Below are 17,362 nucleotides of genomic sequence, written 5' to 3'. Positions count from 1 at the left end.
GGAACTAACGCTCGACCGTCGAGAGGTACAGCTTCACGTACCTCTCGACATCGACGTCCAACGCCACATCCACCAGGGCCTGTTCGCGCGCACCCTCGTGAATCTCCGACTCACCGGGACGCGGGCGCCGATCGACGATCGTCTGCCCCCGTCCCGGCCCCGGGGCAAGGCCGACCTCGACAGGCAGCAACTCGGTACGGATACCCGCCGGATCGACGACCGCACAGACGGCCCCGGCGTCGCCCAGACCCCCCGTCGGGGTGGGATCGCCGGACGCGTCCGGATCCCGGTGGGCGAGCAGCTCACCGGCCATCCGAAGGCTCGGCTCCGAACTCTTCCGCAGCCGCTGCACGTCGGCCGCCGGGACGAGGACCCGCTTGAACACGTCCAGGCCGTACATCGTGATCGGCACCCCGGCCGTGAGCAGGATCGCCGCCGCCTCCGGGTCGTGCCACACGTTGAACTCCGCGACCGGCGTGGCGTTCCCCGTCGCCACCGCGCCGCCCATGAACACGATCCGCTCGATGTTGCCGACCACCTCCGGATGGGTCCGCAGCAGCAGCGCGATGTTCGTGAGGGGCGCCGTGGGCACGAGGGTCACCGGCCGCGGCGAGGCGAGGATCTCCCGCCGCAGCAGCGTCACCGCGTCCATGTCGACCGCCGTGCGGCTCGGCGCGGGCAGCCCGAGGTCGGCCATCCCGTCCTCCCCGTGCACATGCCGGGCCGTCCGCACGGCCTCGATCAAGGGCCGCTCGGCGCCGCGCGCCACGGGAATCTCGGGTGCGCCCGCCTGCTCCAGCACGGTGAGCGTGTTGCGTACGACCCCTTCGACATCGGTGTTCCCGGCCACACAGGTGATCGCCCGTAGATCGATTCCCGGGTGGCGTACGGCGAACAGCAGGGCCAGGGCGTCGTCGACACCGGTGTCGCAGTCGATGATCACGGGTATGGGCTGACCGGTCACGTCGGCGCTCCTCTTTCCGCTTCCGCGTAAGTCACTGTCGAACACTGTCGAAAATGACCTTACGCAGCCGCACACGGCTCGGCGCCCCGTTCCGTACCCTGGTCCGCCCGCTCCTCTCACCCGTACGGACCGGCACGCTGGTGGCCCCCCGCAGCCGGTGGTGCCGTTAGGAGACACGCCTCCGCCCCGGCACCCCCAGGAGTCCCCTCGATGCCCCGCACCTCGGCCGTCTGTCTCCTTCTCGTCTCCGTCGTGCTGACCGCGGGCGCATGCTCGGTCGGCCGGCCGGACCGCGCGTCCTCGGCGGCCGTACCGCCGGGCACCCCCACCACGGCCCGGCCGTCGTCCCCCGCGGCCGTTCCCGCGCTCACCGAGGCCCAGGCGCGGGCCGCCCTGGTCACGGAGACCGACCTGGGCGAACCCTGGATCCCCACGGAAGGTGCCGCCACCTGGCGCGACGGTCTGCTCAAGGCGCAGGCGGACCGGCCCGACTGCCAGCGGCTTCTCGACACCCTCTACAGCGAGGAGCTCTTCGGCACGACCACGAGGTCCCGCGCGGTCACCGCACTCGACGACACCTGGGACGAGGCACAGCTGCGCTACCAGGTCGTCACCCAGCGCCCGGCGGACGTGGACACCACCCTGGCCTGGCTGAGGACGCTGCCGAACAAGTGCGCGTCCTTCACCGCCACGACCTCGCAGGGCGACCTGCGCGCGGGCCAGGTCAGCGGTCTCGAACTCCCCGAGATCGGCGACGCCCGCGAGGCCCTCCGGCTGACGCTCGCCGGGGAATCAGCCGACGGCGAGTTCGCCCTCACCCTCGACGTCGCCGCCGTCCGCGTGGGCGACGACGCACTCGCCCTCACCAACGGCGGCATCGGCAACGTATCGGCCGACGTCACCCAAGGCATCGCGCAACTGGGCGCCGAACGCCTCGCCGAGGTCCGCAAGAGGGGCCGCGCAGAAGTCTGAGCACGTTGGGCCAGCGCCCCGAAGGGGCGCGGGGCTGTATCAATGTGCGGCTCCGCCGCGCGAGCGCGACCAGCCACAACGCACCCTCAGACGACACCCGCACCCAGCAGAGCACTTAGTCGCCGTCGAACCTCACCCGCTGCGCCACCACATCCCGCGCCACATCCACCGCGGTCCGGTCCTGGGCGAACGCCCGCCCCCGCAGCCGGGCCATCGCCTCGTCCGCGCCGATCCCCAGCTGGGCCATGATCATCCCGGTGGCCTGGTAGATCTCGTCGTGGTCGGTGGCGAGTCCGCTGAGCCAGCGGCCGGGGTCCAGTGCTCCGTCCTCCTCGTGGGGGAGGGCCATCAGCGCCACGGTCATGACGCCGGACATGAGCCGTGCGGTCCGCAGTTCGCGTGGGTCGAGGGGACCGGGCTCCCGGCGGTACAGGTCCAGCGTGCCCACGCACTGTGCGGTCTCCGGGCCCGCCCCGGCGTCCTCGCCGCCCAGTGGCAGGGCGTACGCCGCGCGTATCCCCGCCGCCGTCGCCTCCTGCGCGAAGAACGGCCAGCGCCCGGCATCCGCCGCACCCGCCAGATCCTCGGCGAACACCGCCGTCCCGGTCTCCGCGGCGGCCAGACAGGGCCCGTCCCCCAGCGTCGCCTGGAGCTCCGTGAGCCGCCTCGCCAGCGCGTCGCTCGCACACAGCTGTACGGGCATGCCGCCGCTGTACAGCGACACGGTCACCCCGCTCACCCCGATCAGCCGGACCGCGACCGAGCACAGCCGTCCCGGGATCTCCGCGGGCCGGGCGCCCCGCACCTCCTCGCCGATCACACCGGCGGCCGGATCATGTTCCCGCTTCCCCGTGGGCCGGGGCCTCTCGCTGCCGCCGGGACCGCCGTACCGGTCGTCCCTGGGCTGCACGGCCACCGCCTCCTTCGTCCGTCGCGGACGACGCCCGACTACCCTCGGCACCCCACCCGAAACGCCCCGCCTACCGCTTCTCGTACGGATCCGCCGGCTGCTTCACCCTCCGCACCGACCCGGCGTCCACCACCGGCGGCCACGCGTCGTCGCTGCCCAGCCTGCCCTTCGGATGCCAGCTGCCGGTGACGGTGACCCAGGCGTCGGTGGGCGGCGCGTCCTCGCCCCGGACCTCGACCTTGCTGGTCGTGGCGTCGGCGGCACAGCAGGTGACGTAGAGCCGGGTGACGTACCAGGTGCCGTCGTCGTCCTGGGTGACGAAGCCGGTCATGCGGACGGTACGGCCCTTCAGCGAGCGTCCGCTGTCGTAGATCGCCCGGGAGCTGAACTCGCCGAGCGTCAGCTCCACCGGGTCCCCGGAGGGCAGCGCGGGGAAGGTCCCGATCCCCTGGGCCGCCTGCTGGGCCGCCTCGCGCCCGGCGCTGTAGGACCCGAGGGCGGGGGGCGGGAAGAGGAGCAGGGCGAGTGCGGGGAGGGCGAGCAGCCAGGCCGGCCGGGGGCCGGGGTGCACATGACCGTGATCGTGCGCGTGCTCTTCGTCCGTGTGCCGCCCTCGCCACCGTACGAACCCCGCCGCCGCCCCGAGCAGCACGAGCACCACCCCGGACAGGACCAGACACGGCCGCAGCCCCGACTGCACGTACCGCAGATACAGCTCGCCGAACAGCGAGATCCGCAGGATCGCCGCGCCGGTCAGCAGGAGCAGGATCGCCGAGCCGTAGCGCCTCACAGCAGCCACCACCCCGTCAGCACGCTGCTCACGACGGCCACCACCCAGGTCACGGACGAGAACCGCAGGGCGAAGGACCGCCCGAAGGTCCCCGCCTGCAAGGCGATGAGCTTCAGGTCGACCATCGGGCCCACCACCATGAACGCCAGCCGCGCGGTCGGCGAGAAACCGGTCAGCGAGGCCGCTACGAAGGCGTCGGCCTCACTGCACACACAGAGCACGACCGCGAGGACGGCCGGCAGCAGGACGGACAGCCAGACGGAGCCGGTGAAGACGTCCAGTACGGAGCGGGGGACGGCGATGTTGAAGGTCGCGGCGGCCGCGGCACCGAGGACGAGGAAGCCGCCCGCGTGCAGGAAGTCGTGCTGGAGCCCGGAGGCGAAGGCACGCACCCCGGTGGCGTGCGCGGCCGTACGGCCCTTGGGCAGCCGTAGCCACTCCTCCTTGCCGAAGCGGACCCACAGCCAGCCCATCACGACGGCTGTCGCGAGCGAGGCGACGAGCCGTCCGAGGACCATGGCCGGCTGCCCGGGGAAGGCGATGGAGGTGGCGACGAGGACGACGGGATTGATCGCGGGCGCGGAGAGGAGGAAGGCGAGTGCCGCGGCCGGGGCCACCCCTCTCCTCATCAGGCTCTCCGCCACCGGCACGGACGCGCACTCGCAGCCCGGCAGCACGACCCCCGCCGCGCCCGCCACCGGCACGGCGAGCGCCTGGTTCCTCGGCAGCAGCCGGCTGAAGACCTTCTCCGGCACGAAGGCGCCGATGGCCGCGGAGACGACGGTCCCGAGGAGCAGGAAGGGCACCGCCTGGACGACCACGGCCGTGAAGACGGTCCACCAGGCGGCGACGGGCGGGGTGTAGAGGTCGAGGGCCAGCATCGGCCCGAGCACGGAGACGACGGTGGCGATGGCGATGAGGGCGGCGCCGCCCAGGACGGCGTACACGAGGGTGCGTACGGCGAGCCGCAGGCCGTCGGCCACAGTCCGTTCGTTCTCCACGCGCCTCGCCCTGGTCGTCCCTTTATCCTCGCGCAGGCTAACCGCAGCCCCTGTGGCCGAGCCGGGCTTTCTCAAAGAGGGGGCTGTGCGGGCGCGGGCCCGAGGGTGGTCGTGCCGGGGGCCGTACGGTGTCCCAGCCCTGTCCGGTAGGCGTCCAGGGCCGCCTCCACCCGCCCGGTACGGCGCAGCAGATCGCCGAGCAGCCGGCACAGGTCGGCGAGATCACCGGCGGCACCGGCCCGCTCCAGCAGACTGAGCGCCCGTACGTAGTGCTCCTCGGCGTCGTCCGTGTCCCCGGTGTCCTCGGCGATGATCCCGAGCAGCCGGTGCGCGGCGGCGGAGTGGACGGCCCCGCGTTCGGAGGACAGATCGCCGAGAACGCCCCGCAGCAGTCCCGTCGCCTCCTCGGACTTCCCCCTCCGGTGGAGTACGTCGGCCAGCTCGACGGCGACCTGACTGCTGTAGAGGGCGGCCCGCTTGGCGGACAGCATGTCCAGCGCGGCTCTCAACTCGTCCTCGGCGCGGTCGAGTTCGCCGTTCTGGGCCCAGACGTAGCCGCGCATCCAGTGGCAGTTGGCGAGTTCGGTGCGGATCTGAAGCTGGCGGTACAGCTCGGCCGCCTTGGCCAGCGAGGCGTCGGCCTCGGCGAGCCGTCCCTCGGCGAGCAGGGTGCGGGCGACCTGCCGGTGCATCCGGGCCACCAGCGCCGGGTCGCCCGCCTGCGGGGCGAGCGCCAGCGCGAACTCGGCGGCCTGGGCGGCACGGGCGTGGGCGCCCATGTCCATGTAGGGGCCGATGGCGGAGGCGTAGAGCAGCAGCAGGGCATCCGGGTCGTGCAGACCGCCCCGGTTCAGCTCGTCGAGGGTGGACTCCAGCAGGTAGACGGCGTAACGGAGTTCACCGGCGAGATAGTGCGCGAGGGCCCGGCCGCGGATCGCCGGGACCCGCACGGGAAGCGGCGAGTCGGCGAGCACCGCCTCGGCCCGCTCGAAGCACTTCCGCGCCTCGATCAGTTCGCCGGTCTCGATCCCGCATTCCCCCAGCCCCAGCAGCGCGGCGGCCTGTTCCTCCGCCAGCCCGTGCCGCTCGGCCTCCTCCAGAACGGACCGGAACCCCTCGACGGCGGCCTCGCTCTCGCCCGTGGCCAGGGTGCGCTGGACGTCGGTGAGCCGCAGCCGCAGCTCGGTGACGAGCCGCGCGGCCCGCCCGCCGGCCAGCTCGTCGAAGGCGACGCCGAGCCGCTCGGCGAGATGCCTGAGCGCATCGTCGGAGGGCCGTACGCGTCCGGACTCGATGGTGGAGACATAGGCGGGCGTATACGCCGGCTCGGCCAACTGCCGCTGCGTCAGCCCCTGCTCGACCCGCAGCCGCTGCACCCGGCGCCCGATGATCTCCGGCTCGTCCCGCTCCGGCATGCCGCCCAACTCCCCTGGCCCCTCTTGCCGTTCGGCAAGCACAGCCCATAGGTTAAACGGTGTATTAAACCCGCGTAGGAGACCTACTTAATCCATCGCCACACACCGCCGCTGCGAGGTCGTCGTGCTCGAACGCACCAGCCCCACCCAGCGATACGTGAGAGGTTTCGCCGCCGCCGTCGTCGCCGTGGCGGCCCTGCTCCTGGCAGCGAACACGGGCCCGGCGAAGGCGACGGACGCGGGGCGGGACGGTCAGGTACAGCAGGTGCGTCACGCTGGCTAGCGAACCGGGGCTCAGAACTCCGCGGTGTCCAGCTCGAAGCCGAGGAGGGCGGGGAGCGGGACGGTGAGGCCGAGCTTGTGCTTGGGGCTCTTGGCGTAGTCGTCACCTGAGGGCTCGGAGTACACCGTGACCTCGCCCTCCTCCCGGTCGATCAGCAGGTAGACCGGGATGCCGGCACGGGCGTATCCCTGGATCTTCTTTTCACGGTCGCGGTCGGCCGTGCTGGTGGAGGTGACTTCGGCAACGAGGAGGGCGGGGGATGGATCGTTCCACTTCTCATCGCCCTGGAAGCTTCGTGCCGGGGCGATAACCAGGTCGGGTACGACGTGTCCAGTCTTTGAAGCGCCAGGGACATTCAACCCGATGCCCGTCCAGTTGCGCAGAGACCGGTCACGACGTCGCTCGGCAACCTGGTCAGTGAGCTCCGAAACAATCAGCTCGTGGTCCGCGTCGGCCGGTGGCGTCACGTAGATATCTCCTTCGATCAACTCCACGCGCCAGCCCCGCGGGGCCGCCGCACTGAAGAGCTCGAAGACCTGCTCCACGCTCGCGCCCTCGTAGCTGGGCACGCCGCTGTCCGCGTCACTGTCCTCGTCGGGGTCGTCATACGGGCCATGAATGGCCTCGCCCTGGTACCCCGGCATGATGATCGGCTCCGCCGTCGTCATGACAGACCTCCTTCGCTCGGCGCGACCCCCTCAGCGTAGACGGGGAGCCCACGCGGGCAATCGGGAACCATTCACTCGAACGAGTGTGCTGTTACGTTTCCGCTGGCCACGCCGCCGACGAACGCGGCGAAGGCCTCCGGCGAGAGGGTGAGGATGCCGTGGCCGGGGTTCTTGGAATCGCGGACGGCGATGTGGGGGGTGAGGTCGGCGACCTCGACGCAGTCGCCGCCGCTGCTGCCGCTGTAGCTGGACTTACGCCACGCGGCGTTACCGAGAGGCGCACACTCCACGCATTCACCGCCGCTGGTGCCGCTGTAGCTGGACTTACGCCACGTCGCGGTCTTCAGCTGCTTGCTGGTCTCCATAGCGTTCCTCCATCACGCGGGCGATCAGGTCGGCCGAGTCCTCCGGTGAGAGGGCGGTGGCCTGCAAGCGAGCGTAACCGACCGAACGTTCCCTGATTACTTCCGGGTTGGGGGTCATGTGCCCCTGGTCGTAGCTCTCGCAGTAGAAGAGGTCGGGGTGATCGTCGAAGCGCAGGAGGGTGAATGAACCCATCATCCCGGTGTGCCCGCCGACAGAGTACGGGAGCACCTGGATGTGCACCCACTGGTTGTTCCGGAAGCTCAACAGGTGGGCGAGTTGCTCGCGCATGACGTCCGGGTCACCGACCATCCGGTACAGCACCGACTCGTCCAGGACCACCCACAGCGCGGGAGGCTTCTCCCGCTCCAGAATGCGCTGCCGGTCCATGCGGGCGGCGACCATCTCCTCGACCCTGTCGGGGTGATCCACGCTCAGCAGCGCCGCCGCGTACGCCTTCGTCTGAAGAAGCCCGTACACCAGCTGGCACTGGTACGTGGAGATGTACGCGGCCTTCGCCTCCATGTCGGCGTAAGGCTGGAACCAGTTCGGCAGCTGGCTGCGCAGCACCAACCCCACGAGCCTCGAAAAATACCCGTCCGTGATCAACGCCGCGTCCACGCGCTCGGCGAATTCCCTCGTCGGCACCTTGAGCGTGGTCTCGATCTGGCCGATCAACGAACCCGAGCAGAAGAGGACCGAGCCCAACTGCTTCAGCGTCAGCCCTGCTTCTTCCCTCTTTCTACGCAACTCGAAGCCGAAGTAGTCCAACGGAGAGGCACCGGGGTCCAGTTCGCGAATGTGCGCCATATCACCGGAGCGTAGCCAAACGACTCCGCTCCGGTGATGGGAATCACGCAACTCCGCGGTCCATAGGTGATCGCCCTACCCTGACGCCATGACGTCTGCTGCCGCACGCACCGCGCTGGACCTCACCGCCGACCTCCCCCTCCCCGCACTCGAAGACCTCTACCGCGACCTGCACCGCCACCCCGAACTGGCCTTCCGCGAACACCGGACGGCGGCCGGGCTCGCCGAGCGACTCGGAGCGGCCGGGTTCGAGACGGCCGAGGGCATAGGCGGCACCGGGGTCACCGGGCTGCTGCGCAACGGCGACGGGCCGACCGTCCTGCTGCGCGCCGACATGGACGCGCTGCCGGTCGAGGAGCAGACCGGGCTGCCGTACGCGTCCGAGACTCCCGGTCTGATGCATGCGTGCGGGCACGACATGCATGTGACCTGGCTGACGGGCGCGGCGCAGGCGCTGGCCGCGGGACGGGACGCCTGGTCGGGGACGCTGCTGGTGGTCGGACAGCCCGCCGAGGAGTCCGGCAAGGGCGCCGCCGCGATGGTCGCGGACGGGCTCTACGACCGGCTGCCGCGCCCGGACGTGCTGCTCGGCCAGCATGTGGCGCCCGGTCCTGCGGGACTGTACGGGCACCATCCCGGGCTGATCCTGTCCGCCACGACGGACGTCGACATCGTGGTGCACGGGCGGGGCGGGCACGGCTCGCGTCCGGAGACGACCGTCGACCCGGTGGTGACCGCCGCGTATCTGGTGACCCGGTTGCAGACCGTCATCAGCCGGGAGGTCGCCCCGCGCGAGTCCGCCGTGCTGACCGTCGGCCGCATCGAGGCGGGCACGGCCGCGAACATCATCCCCGCCACCGCCCGGATCTCCCTCAACCTGCGGACGCAGTCCGCGGCGGTCCGGGACCGGATGGTCGCCGCGATCCGGCGTATCGCGGCCGGCGAGTGTCTGGCCGCGGGCTGTCCGCGCGAGCCCGAGGTCACGCTGGGCAACGACTTCCCGGCGACGGTGAACGACGCGGAGACCGACGGCCGGATCGCCGAGGTGCACCGCGAGGTGTTCGGCGCGGCCGCCGTCTTCGACCCGGGCCCGGCGATGGGCAGCGAGGACTTCGCACAGCTCGCCGAGGGCAAACTGCCGTACTCCTTCTGGTTCGTGACGAGCACCCCGGCCGAGGTGTGGGACGCGGCGGAGGGCGAGGACCTCATGGAGAAGTTCGACGCGGTCCCCAGCAACCACAGCCCGCTCTTCGCACCCGACCTGTCCGTGCTCGCGCCGGGGGTGCGGACGCTGGTGGCGGGGGCGTTGGCGTATCTCGTGGGCTGATCAGCGGGGGAGGGCCCGCTTCAGCGCCTCGTGCAGTCGCCGCGCCAGTTCCTCCTCGGACGGCGGGTCGTCGGTGAACAGCGGGCCCAGCTGCGCGATGAGGGTCTGGGTGAAGGCGCCGTACAGGGCGGTACGCGGGCGTTGCACGGCCTGCTGGAGCGCGGGGAGGAGAGTGGAGCGGGCGTACGCCGGGCGGCCCGCCTCGCGGGGCATGTCGTCCGGGCGTTCACCCGTCGCGGAGGGAACGGGCGTGGCCGCCGCCGTGCAGCGCACCCCGTCGTCGGTGTACGCCGACTCCCGGGTCGCCGCGAACCCCGCGTCCAGCAGACAGCGTTCACTCTCCTTGCCGGTGAGGAACTCGATCAGCTCCATGGCCTTGCCCGCCCGCTGCGACGCGTCCGTCACCGCCAGGTTCTGCCCGCCGAGCACGGCCTTGCCGGGCAGCGGGACCACCCCGAGTTGCTCCTCGTCGAAGGTCTGGTGCAGGGCGCCGTACGCATACGGCCAGTGCCGCAGGAACGTGGTGCGGCCCGCGGCGAAGTCCGCCAGGGAGGCGGCCTCGTCCGAGTCGAAGGCGTCCCGGAGGACGTACGGCGTCCGGGTGCGCTCGCGCAGCTCCCTGATGCCCTTCTCCAAGGTGTCGGCGTCGCCGCTGTAACGGCCCCGCCCGTCGGTCAGTTCCAGGTCGTCCACGGCGGACGCGAACGCCTCGACCGCGTTGACGGTGCGCCCTTCGTAGTCGCCGAGCTGGGTGGTCCAGCCCTTCTCGTAGCCCCCGGGCTCGTCGTCGCCGAGGGAGTCCACCGCATTCAGCAGGCCCTTCCAGGTGAGGTCGCCCGTCAGCTCCGTCTGCTCCAGGCCCGCGGCCTTGAGATGGTCGCGCCGGTAGTAGAGCAGCCCCACGTCGCCGTTGAAGGGCGCCGCGTACACCTTGCCGTCCCAGCGGGCGGTGTCGGCGACGGACTCGATGACGTCGTCGTCGAGCAGGTCGTCGGGCAGCTCCCGGACGAGACCCGACTCGGCGAACTCCGGCACCCAGGTCACGTCCAGGTTGACCACGTCGTAGGTCGCGCTGCCCGACTGGAGGGCGCCGAGGAGCTGGCTGCGCTGTTCGTCGGCGCTGCCGGTGAGTTCGACCAGCCGGGCCTTGAAGCCGGTGCCCTGCTTCTCCTGCCCCGCGTTCCAGGCGTCGATGAGCTGCTGGCGGATGCCGCCCTTGCCGGTGACGTCCAGGCCGCTGGCGATCACGATGTCGCCGACCACGTCGCCGGAGGGTTCGGCGGAGGTGCTGTCCCCGCCGCCGGTGCAGGCGGCAACCAGCAGCAGGGCGAGCAGGGCCGCCGTCCGTCGGATCACTGGTCCTCCCCCAGTCCCGTCCGTTCGACCTCGGCGGACAGGCCCTTGCCGATGTCGTCGTCGGCGTCCAGGCAGCGGCCGCCGCTCGCGGCGGAGATCCGGGCGTCCGGCTTGCCCGCGGCGCAGGCCCCGCTGCGCAGCGACACCATCGCGACCGGTACGTCCGCCGACTCGGCCCGGGTCAGCACCTCGTCGAGCTTCCCGCCCGTCATCCGGTCGTGGTCCCCGCTGTCGGTGATGTAGACGATCAGCTGGGGGCGGTCGTCGGCGCCCCGGTCCGCCATCTCGTCGAGCGCGGCGAGCAGCGCGGCGTGCGGGTCGGAGTCGGCGCCGGGCCGCACCTCGGCCTGGTCGACCTTCTTCACGGCGTCCCCGCGTGCGTGGGTGGTGAGGGGAAGCAGCGTCTCGTACGTGTCGCCGTCGGGCGTGTCCGCCACCATCCGCACGCCGTACTCGTCCTGGCCGCCGAGTCCGCCGAGGGACTGTTTCAGCAGGCCGGGGCCGCCGCTGGGCCCGTCCCACAGCGAGGCCATCGAGCCGGAGCCGTCGAGCAGGAAGAGGACCCGGCCGGGACCGTGGGCGGCGCGGTAGTCCTTCAGTGCCGTCTCCATCTCGTTCAGACCGGCGGACTCCTGGAGCGGACCGGGCGCCGGCAGCACCCCGAACGCCGGCCCGCTCCCGTCCAGCAGGGGACGGGGGCCGGCGGCCGCACGGAAGCCGGCCTGCGCGAACGCGTCCTGCCCCGGGCCGTCGGTGAGCCAGGCGCGGAAGTCCGCCACGGCGGCATCCCGCGCGGCCAGGTCGCCGTCGCCGTCCTCCCAGCGGACCCGGACGAACGTGGGCTCCAGACCGGGGACGTCATCGGGGTACTCGGCGAGCCGGGGACTGCGCCGCGCGCTGTCGCAGCGGACACCGGTCTTCAGCAGGAACTCGGGGACGAGGACGGCGGTGCGGTCGTCCACCGTGTCGTTCCGCGGGAGTTCGCACAGCAGGCCCGCGGCCGTGTCGGCGGGCGGCCGCGGCTGGTCGAGCTGTTTCTCGACGTCGAGCGCACCGTCGGCGTCCGCGTACAGGCCGATCGTGGCGAGCAGGGCGGAGTCGGCGAACTCCGGGTCGGTACGGCGCACTTCGGCGTCGTCCGCGCGGCCGCGCAGCGCGTCGAGAAGCGCGGTGAGCGAACGGCCGGTGCGCTGAGCGGCGGCGGGGACGTCCGTCGGGACGGCGAGGACGATCGGGGAGTACGCGAAGGGCCGCCCCTCCGCCTCCAGCCGGGCCTTGGTGTTCGTGTCGCGGTCGTGCTCGGCCCGTGCGACGTCGGCGGGCGAGCCCGGAATCCAGATGTCGGCCTGCGGCCCCACGTCCCGCTGCGGGTTGGTCTCCTCCGCCCGCGGCTCCTGCCAGGCCTCGGACTCCTCCCGCAGCGCGGTCACCACGTCGGCGGAACGGGCGCTGTACACGGTGATGCCGCTGACCCGGCAGCCGTCGCCGTCGGTGTTCTCCTCCGACGTCAGATAGGCGTCCGCCGCGGCCGTCACCGTCGGCTCCAGATCCGGGTCGGTCAGCAGACGCAGTTCGAGGGGCGGCGCGCAGCCGGGGGAGGAGCCGACGAGGGCGTACAGGCCGTACGAGCCGAGGGCGAAGGCGGTGACGGTGAGCACGAGCGTGCCGAGGACGGCGGCGCGGCGGCGCAGTCGTTGCAGCAGGGCCGACGGTCTCGACGGGGGAGGTGACACGATCGGCTGCTTCACCGCGGCGGTCTCCTCCGGCCACTCGGACAGCAGCGCGTCCTGACCGGGCTCCGCCCGGCTCTGCGGCACCCAGGGCTCGCGGCGCATGGTCTGCCGGCCGGCCATCCGCTCACGCAGTTCGCCGGAGAGCCAGCGGAACGACAACTTGCCCGGTTTCTCCAGGAGTTGGACGAGCTCGGCGGTGAACGGCGTCGGTGTGGCGGCGTCACCGGCATCGATACGGTGGTTGGCCTGCACGCTCATCAGCAGCAGCACCCGCCGCTTGTCGCGGTACTCGTGCTCCCAGGCGAGGCCCGCGTTGCCCGCGTAGCAGCAGTCGAGGACGACCACGATCCGCTCGGCCGGGCTGCTGAGCAGCACGGTCTGGACGTCGTCGTACTTCACCGCGCCGTGGAAGACGGTGTGACCGCCCGCGATCACGCGCGCGTTGCGCATCTGAAGGAACAGCCGGTCGCCGGAGCTGGGCGTGGCGCCGTGTCCGGCGAAGTACAGCAGGAGCAGCCCGTCGGCCTCCGCGGCGACCGTGTGCAGCGCGTCGTTGAACTCGTCCTGCGAGGGCGACCGGCATACGGTGATCGAGTCCTCGTCGAACACCCCGCCCCGCAGCAGGGCCCGCCGGAGCATGGTCAGGTTGTGCTCGACGGCGGGAAGATCGCCGGGAACGCCGCGCGGTGGCTGCTTGTCCTCGTATGTGGACACTCCCACCAGCAGCGCCCGGTTCTTGCTGGGGCTCACCGGCTCAGGACCCGTCGCCGTCCAACGAGTCGACGGTGCCCGTGGGCGGCTCGCCGTCCTGCACCTCGCGGCGGTTGGCGCGCCAGGCCTCGACGGACCGTCCGACCTGGTTGAGCAGCTGGAGGAAGACGGCGCCCGCGGCCGCCCCGATCAGCTGGATGACGATGTCCGTGCCGACGCCCATCGGGGCGCCGGTCTCGTCCGTGCGGGCCCGCTCCTGGATGCGCAGCCTGCCCTCGCGCACCATCTCGTCGAGCGGCTGTTCCCGCTCCAGCCACGTGCGCAGCGCGTCGAGGTCGCTGTCACGCGCGGTCTCGTCGAGCCGGACGCGGATGGCCCGTTCGTCCCTGTCGGCCACTGAATCCCCCTCAGCCATAACTCACCATCATGACAGTGGTGTTGCCGGGGCTCCAGGGTTCGGCGGATGAGCGCCGAAGCGCGCGGGCGGTAAGCCGCGCTTCCGTGCGCTGTGCGCTGTGACTAGCTCTGCGCCTGGAGTTGGTGCAGTTGCCGCTGAATGTGATCCAGCGCGCCCTGCCGGCGCCCCGGCACCCGCGCCCTCAGGTCGGCCAGTGCGGAACCGAGTTCCCTGGCCGGCGCCGGGTCGGCGATCCGGCCCCACTGGTGGTGCGCACGGTCGACGGCGGCCTCGACGGCCGGATCGCCCGGCGGCTGCCCGGCACCGAGCCGCGCGGTGGCGACGGACAGCCAGGTACGGCAGCTGCGGACCGAGTCCCCGGCGAACATGGCGAGATCGGCACGGACTTCGGCCCAGTGCAGGGCCTGCTCGGAGCCGGGACCGTACGCCCTCAGCGCGGCCTGTTCATGGTGCGCGGCGAGCGCGTCGGCCTCGTTGTGGCGCCCGGACTGCACGGCGGAGCTGATCGCGGAGTGCGGGTCGGGAACCGTCGGCGGGTGCTGCGGACGGGGTACGTGCACCGGCACCGGAACCGGCCCGCCCACCGACGGCGGCGCCAGCACCAGGTCCCCGTACGAGCCGTCGTTGGCGATGCGGCTCAACGCCTGCTGATGCAGCTGCTCCAGCGGCGGCCGGTGCCCGCTCCGCAGGATCGTCGCCACCACCTTCATGTACGACGGCGCAGCCACCGTCCGACGGTGCGGCGGCGGTGCGATGCGTCCGTAGACGGCGGCGTTGTTCCCCGAGTCGAAGGGCCGGCTCCGCAGGTGGTCCCAGGTCTCCGCGTCCGCGTGCAGATCGACCACGAGGGTCGTGCTCCCCGGCGTCCGCAACCGCAGTTCCTCCCGCACCCAGTGCCAGGGAAAGCCCGTGTACCGCACCGTCGACGGCGTCGTCCGCGCCAGCGCCAGATGCGGCAGGTACTGCTTGCGGTCGAGTTGGAGCTGGCCGGCGACGAAGACGGTGAGCGGGCCGGGGGCGGCCGCGGCGGCGCGCAGCCGGGTGAGGACGGCCTGCGGCTCCAGGGGGTCGGCGAGTTCGACGACGTTCGCGGTGTCCGTGCCGGACAGGACGGCGGGCGGGACCGCCGCGAGGACCGGGAGGACCGACGCGGCGTCCACCAGACGCCCCTTGCCCAGCGGTGAGGCCGCCAGCAGCAGCACGGTTCCGGGCATCGTCCCTCCCAATCCCCCGTCGATCACTTACCGCAGCACCGTAACCGCTGCGGCCGCAAAGGTGGGTGTCAGGAGCGCAAACCGGACTGCCCATCAGGGGGCATAAGCCGCCGTACGGCGAACACCGTCGTGTCGTCGGCCAGGTGCCCGCCGCAGTGCCGCAGCACGCCCTCCCGTACGAAGTCGACGAGACGGCGGGGTTCGACGGTGCGCGGGTCGTCGGCGACGGCGCGGGCGACCTCCGTGGTCAGGGGGTAGAACTCGCCGTCGGAGTCACGGGCCTCGGTGACCCCGTCGGTGGTCAGCAGCAGCGTCTCACCGGGGGCGAGGGTGACCCGGTGCACGGGCGGCGGGCCCTGGGCGGGGGCGAGGGTGCTCAGGCCGAGCGGGAGGGTGTCGCCGGGCGGCAGGGCGCGGACACCGTCGGGGCCGACGAGGAGCGGCGGCTCATGGGCGAAGACGACGGACCGGACGGTGTCGGGTTCCCGCTCGGAGAGGCCGAGCAGGACGGCGGTGGCGAAGCGGTCGCCGTCGGCGCGGCCGAGAGCGCTGACATGCGCGCCGTGCCGCAGCATCCGCACCTCCAGGCGGTCGGCGACCGTCGCCAGGTCCGGTTCGTGGTAGCCGGCCTCGCGGAAGGTGCACAGCAGCGCGGCCGCCGCCTCGACCGCGCCGAGGCCCTTGCCCTGGACGTCACCGAGGAGGACGCGGGTGCCGTGCGGGCCGGGCTGGATGTCGTAGAAGTCACCGCCGACGCGGGCCTCCACGTCGGCGGTGAGGTAGACCGCGGCATGCTCCAGGCCGCCCCAGCCCGGCGGGAGCGGGCGCAGCACGGTACGCCGGGTGGTCTCGGCGACGTCCCGCATGTGCAGCATGCGGCGTTCGCCGCGCACCCTGACCGCGCAGGCCAGCACGGCCAGGACGCCGCCTACGGCGACGAGGAAGAAGTCGGCCGGTCCGGCCTGGTACTCGTTCGGCCAGGCGTTGTCCGCGATGGGGTAGACGATCGTCGCGAGCAGTGCGTAGGCGGCGGTGCCCCACACCCCGCAGATCGCGGCGGCGATACCCGGCACCAGCACGATCCAGGTGATGATCCGGAAGTCCTGTGTGGTGTTCCAGTCGACGATCAGGATGGCGACGAGCACCAGGAAGGGCGGCACCCAGGTGACGCTGTGGTCCCCGGCCCGCAGCATCTGGTGCTGTTGCAGCTCGTCCCGGGGCACGGCGTCCGGCAGTCGTACGAGCGGGCGCCGACCGCCCACCGGCCTCAGTCCGCGCCCGCTCATGACGCCCAGCGAAGCACGCCGCCGCGCGGACCGCATCCGGAACGCCGCCGGGTGGGTTGGTCACCGACTTGCCAGGGGACCCGCGCAGGTGTGCTCTGGATGACAGGGGCGACAAGAGAGGAGTCCTCTCATGGCTCAAGCGGCACCCGCGTCCGGCCCGGTGGCCACGCGGCTCCCCACACCCGACGTCTTCAGCGAACGGACCCATGAGATCGCGAGGTATGCGATCCCCGTGGTCCTCGGGCTCGTCTACGGCTACTGGGCCGCGGCCAACCGGCGCGGCGGCGGCGAGATCACCGGCTGGAACATCCTGTTCGGCTTCGTCACCGCGCTCGCGTTCATCGTCCTCTGCATCGCCGTGGCGACGCTGGCCCCGCGTCTGAAGCGGGAACTGCACTCGCTGACGAAGTCCGCCTTCGCCGGCGCGGCATTCGGGTTCCTCTACAGCCAGACGGGGGCGAGCGTCCTGCGCTCCGTCGTCATGAGCCTGGTGGTCACGGCGGCCATCTTCGCGGTGTTCTTCTACCGCTACTACACGCACGAGGACGGGGAGGGAAACCGCCTGCCCCGCTAGGCGCTCCACCGGCATTCCGGAACACACGCGTGGGCCCCGGCACGACCGGCCGGGGCCCACGCGCTCCCCTGTTCCCTTCCCCCGGTCAAACCCCCTGGTGATGGCCTCCGGTCACCACACGTTCTTCCACTGAGGGCACGGGTCCGCGCAACTGGGCACCCGGTGCCCGCCGGTGTCGACGAAGGCGGCGTTCGCCCACGCCCCGGCGCCCACGACCCAGTACCAGTGCGGGTTTCCGTTGACGCTCTGGCCGACGACCTTGCACTCGACGCGGACCTGACTGCCCGGTACCAGCCGGGCGACGACGGCCGAGTGGACGGTGGGCGACTGCCGCAGGTCGACCTTCGTCGCGGAGACGACGGTGCCCCAGACCGAACCGGAGGAGCCGTCACCGGCAAATGCCGTGCCGCCCGCCGTCGCAACGGCGAGGCTTCCGCCGGTCAGCAGGGCTACGGCCAGGGTCCGCAGGGCCGGAGTGGTGCGCATGATCGGCCTCCTTCTCCCCAGAACCATGAGACACCCGATCGGGTGAACCCTCCACCGGAGAGCGGACGCATGCGCCCGTAT

The 17,362-nt window shown here is 72.0% G+C and carries 18 protein-coding genes; 4 read left to right on the top strand and 14 right to left on the bottom strand.

The genetic code is table 11. From position 1 onward, the window contains the following. Positions 1-4 precede the first annotated feature (4 nt). The gene (locus ACIHFB_RS22045) at positions 5-964 is read right to left on the bottom strand and encodes a nucleoside hydrolase (protein WP_400127665.1); all 960 of its coding nucleotides are present in this window, start codon (positions 962-964) and stop codon (positions 5-7) included. A 210-nt stretch (positions 965-1,174) separates the two neighbouring features. Here ACIHFB_RS22045 and ACIHFB_RS22040 point away from each other — a divergent pair, with 210 nt between their 5' ends. Continuing rightward, positions 1,175-1,936, top strand: a complete 762-nt coding sequence (locus ACIHFB_RS22040) for a hypothetical protein (RefSeq protein ID WP_400127664.1) — start codon at positions 1,175-1,177, stop codon at positions 1,934-1,936. 115 nt (positions 1,937-2,051) lie between these two features. Here the strand turns inward: ACIHFB_RS22040 and ACIHFB_RS22035 are convergent, their stop codons facing one another. The 4 genes from ACIHFB_RS22035 to ACIHFB_RS22020 all read right to left on the bottom strand — a co-directional run bounded on the left by ACIHFB_RS22035 (position 2,052) and on the right by ACIHFB_RS22020 (position 6,052). After that, positions 2,052-2,846 (bottom strand): GAF and ANTAR domain-containing protein, encoded by a 795-nt coding sequence (locus ACIHFB_RS22035; protein ID WP_400127663.1) that lies wholly within the window; start codon positions 2,844-2,846, stop codon positions 2,052-2,054. Positions 2,847-2,916: 70 nt separating this feature from the next. Continuing rightward, complete coding sequence (locus ACIHFB_RS22030) at positions 2,917-3,636, bottom strand: TIGR03943 family putative permease subunit (RefSeq protein ID WP_400127873.1); 720 nt, start codon at positions 3,634-3,636, stop codon at positions 2,917-2,919. Then, positions 3,633-4,637 (bottom strand): permease, encoded by a 1,005-nt coding sequence (locus tag ACIHFB_RS22025; protein WP_400127662.1) that lies wholly within the window; start codon positions 4,635-4,637, stop codon positions 3,633-3,635. Before ACIHFB_RS22025 ends, ACIHFB_RS22030 begins: the two co-directional genes overlap by 4 nt. 71 nt (positions 4,638-4,708) lie before the next feature. Continuing rightward, entirely contained in the window at positions 4,709-6,052 is a 1,344-nt protein-coding gene (locus tag ACIHFB_RS22020) for a tetratricopeptide repeat protein (RefSeq protein ID WP_365272028.1), read from the bottom strand. Between the two features lie 157 nt (positions 6,053-6,209). Here ACIHFB_RS22020 and ACIHFB_RS22015 point away from each other — a divergent pair, with 157 nt between their 5' ends. Beyond that, complete coding sequence (locus ACIHFB_RS22015; protein WP_365273468.1) at positions 6,210-6,335, top strand: hypothetical protein; 126 nt, start codon at positions 6,210-6,212, stop codon at positions 6,333-6,335. 11 nt (positions 6,336-6,346) lie between these two features. Here ACIHFB_RS22015 and ACIHFB_RS22010 read toward each other — a convergent pair whose 3' ends face one another. From ACIHFB_RS22010 to ACIHFB_RS22000, 3 genes are all read right to left on the bottom strand, one after another. Next, positions 6,347-7,003 carry a Uma2 family endonuclease gene (locus ACIHFB_RS22010; RefSeq protein ID WP_365272026.1) on the bottom strand — a complete coding sequence of 219 codons (657 nt, stop codon included), beginning with the start codon at positions 7,001-7,003 and terminating at the stop codon, positions 6,347-6,349. Between the two features lie 71 nt (positions 7,004-7,074). After that, complete coding sequence (locus ACIHFB_RS22005) at positions 7,075-7,368, bottom strand: DUF397 domain-containing protein (RefSeq protein ID WP_365272023.1); 294 nt, start codon at positions 7,366-7,368, stop codon at positions 7,075-7,077. Beyond that, positions 7,328-8,176 (bottom strand): helix-turn-helix transcriptional regulator, encoded by an 849-nt coding sequence (locus ACIHFB_RS22000; RefSeq protein ID WP_365272020.1) that lies wholly within the window; start codon positions 8,174-8,176, stop codon positions 7,328-7,330. Before ACIHFB_RS22000 ends, ACIHFB_RS22005 begins: the two co-directional genes overlap by 41 nt. Before the next feature lie 88 nt (positions 8,177-8,264). Between ACIHFB_RS22000 and ACIHFB_RS21995 the strand changes: the two genes are divergently transcribed. Next, the gene (locus ACIHFB_RS21995; protein ID WP_400127661.1) at positions 8,265-9,503 is read left to right on the top strand and encodes an amidohydrolase; all 1,239 of its coding nucleotides are present in this window, start codon (positions 8,265-8,267) and stop codon (positions 9,501-9,503) included. On the opposite strand, the gene ACIHFB_RS21990 is transcribed toward ACIHFB_RS21995, so the two are convergent. The 5 genes from ACIHFB_RS21990 to ACIHFB_RS21970 all read right to left on the bottom strand — a co-directional run bounded on the left by ACIHFB_RS21990 (position 9,504) and on the right by ACIHFB_RS21970 (position 16,221). Then, positions 9,504-10,859 carry an extracellular solute-binding protein gene (locus tag ACIHFB_RS21990; RefSeq protein ID WP_365272014.1) on the bottom strand — a complete coding sequence of 452 codons (1,356 nt, stop codon included), beginning with the start codon at positions 10,857-10,859 and terminating at the stop codon, positions 9,504-9,506. After that, positions 10,856-13,342, bottom strand: coding sequence for a caspase family protein (locus tag ACIHFB_RS21985; protein ID WP_400127660.1), 2,487 nt, complete (start codon positions 13,340-13,342; stop codon positions 10,856-10,858). The genes ACIHFB_RS21990 and ACIHFB_RS21985 overlap by 4 nt, the downstream gene beginning before the upstream one ends. A 4-nt stretch (positions 13,343-13,346) precedes the next feature. Next, a complete protein-coding gene (locus ACIHFB_RS21980; RefSeq protein ID WP_365272008.1) occupies positions 13,347-13,700 on the bottom strand; it encodes a hypothetical protein in 354 nt (117 codons plus the stop codon). A gap of 122 nt (positions 13,701-13,822) precedes the next feature. Next, positions 13,823-14,935: a hypothetical protein gene (locus tag ACIHFB_RS21975; protein WP_365272005.1), complete on the bottom strand. Its 1,113-nt coding sequence runs from the start codon at positions 14,933-14,935 to the stop codon at positions 13,823-13,825. Positions 14,936-15,003: 68 nt separating this feature from the next. Continuing rightward, complete coding sequence (locus ACIHFB_RS21970) at positions 15,004-16,221, bottom strand: PP2C family protein-serine/threonine phosphatase (protein ID WP_365272002.1); 1,218 nt, start codon at positions 16,219-16,221, stop codon at positions 15,004-15,006. Positions 16,222-16,351: 130 nt separating this feature from the next. On the opposite strand from ACIHFB_RS21970, the gene ACIHFB_RS21965 reads away from it, so the two are divergent. After that, on the top strand, positions 16,352-16,795 hold the full coding sequence (locus tag ACIHFB_RS21965; protein WP_400127659.1) for a hypothetical protein: 444 nt from the start codon (positions 16,352-16,354) through the stop codon (positions 16,793-16,795). Positions 16,796-16,906: 111 nt separating this feature from the next. Here ACIHFB_RS21965 and ACIHFB_RS21960 read toward each other — a convergent pair whose 3' ends face one another. Next, a complete protein-coding gene (locus ACIHFB_RS21960; RefSeq protein ID WP_365271997.1) occupies positions 16,907-17,281 on the bottom strand; it encodes an SH3 domain-containing protein in 375 nt (124 codons plus the stop codon). Positions 17,282-17,362: the final 81 nt, after the last annotated feature.

This window comes from Streptomyces sp. NPDC051963, assembly GCF_044593495.1.
In the GTDB taxonomy this organism is placed as follows: Bacteria; Actinomycetota; Actinomycetes; order Streptomycetales; family Streptomycetaceae; genus Streptomyces.
Note: the sequence above shows the minus strand (reverse complement) of the source record. Positions and strands in the feature narration are given on the sequence as shown.

Coding starts and splice junctions, on each gene's coding strand:
- ACIHFB_RS21960 (WP_365271997.1), bottom strand. CDS start 17,281: ATGCGCACCACTCCGGCCCTGCGGACCCTGGCCGTAGCCCTGCTGACC.
- ACIHFB_RS22000 (WP_365272020.1), bottom strand. CDS start 8,176: ATGGCGCACATTCGCGAACTGGACCCCGGTGCCTCTCCGTTGGACTAC.
- ACIHFB_RS22010 (WP_365272026.1), bottom strand. CDS start 7,003: ATGACGACGGCGGAGCCGATCATCATGCCGGGGTACCAGGGCGAGGCC.
- ACIHFB_RS22040 (WP_400127664.1), top strand. CDS start 1,175: ATGCCCCGCACCTCGGCCGTCTGTCTCCTTCTCGTCTCCGTCGTGCTG.
- ACIHFB_RS21995 (WP_400127661.1), top strand. CDS start 8,265: ATGACGTCTGCTGCCGCACGCACCGCGCTGGACCTCACCGCCGACCTC.
- ACIHFB_RS21970 (WP_365272002.1), bottom strand. CDS start 16,221: ATGAGCGGGCGCGGACTGAGGCCGGTGGGCGGTCGGCGCCCGCTCGTA.
- ACIHFB_RS21965 (WP_400127659.1), top strand. CDS start 16,352: ATGGCTCAAGCGGCACCCGCGTCCGGCCCGGTGGCCACGCGGCTCCCC.
- ACIHFB_RS22005 (WP_365272023.1), bottom strand. CDS start 7,368: ATGGAGACCAGCAAGCAGCTGAAGACCGCGACGTGGCGTAAGTCCAGC.
- ACIHFB_RS22020 (WP_365272028.1), bottom strand. CDS start 6,052: ATGCCGGAGCGGGACGAGCCGGAGATCATCGGGCGCCGGGTGCAGCGG.
- ACIHFB_RS21975 (WP_365272005.1), bottom strand. CDS start 14,935: ATGCCCGGAACCGTGCTGCTGCTGGCGGCCTCACCGCTGGGCAAGGGG.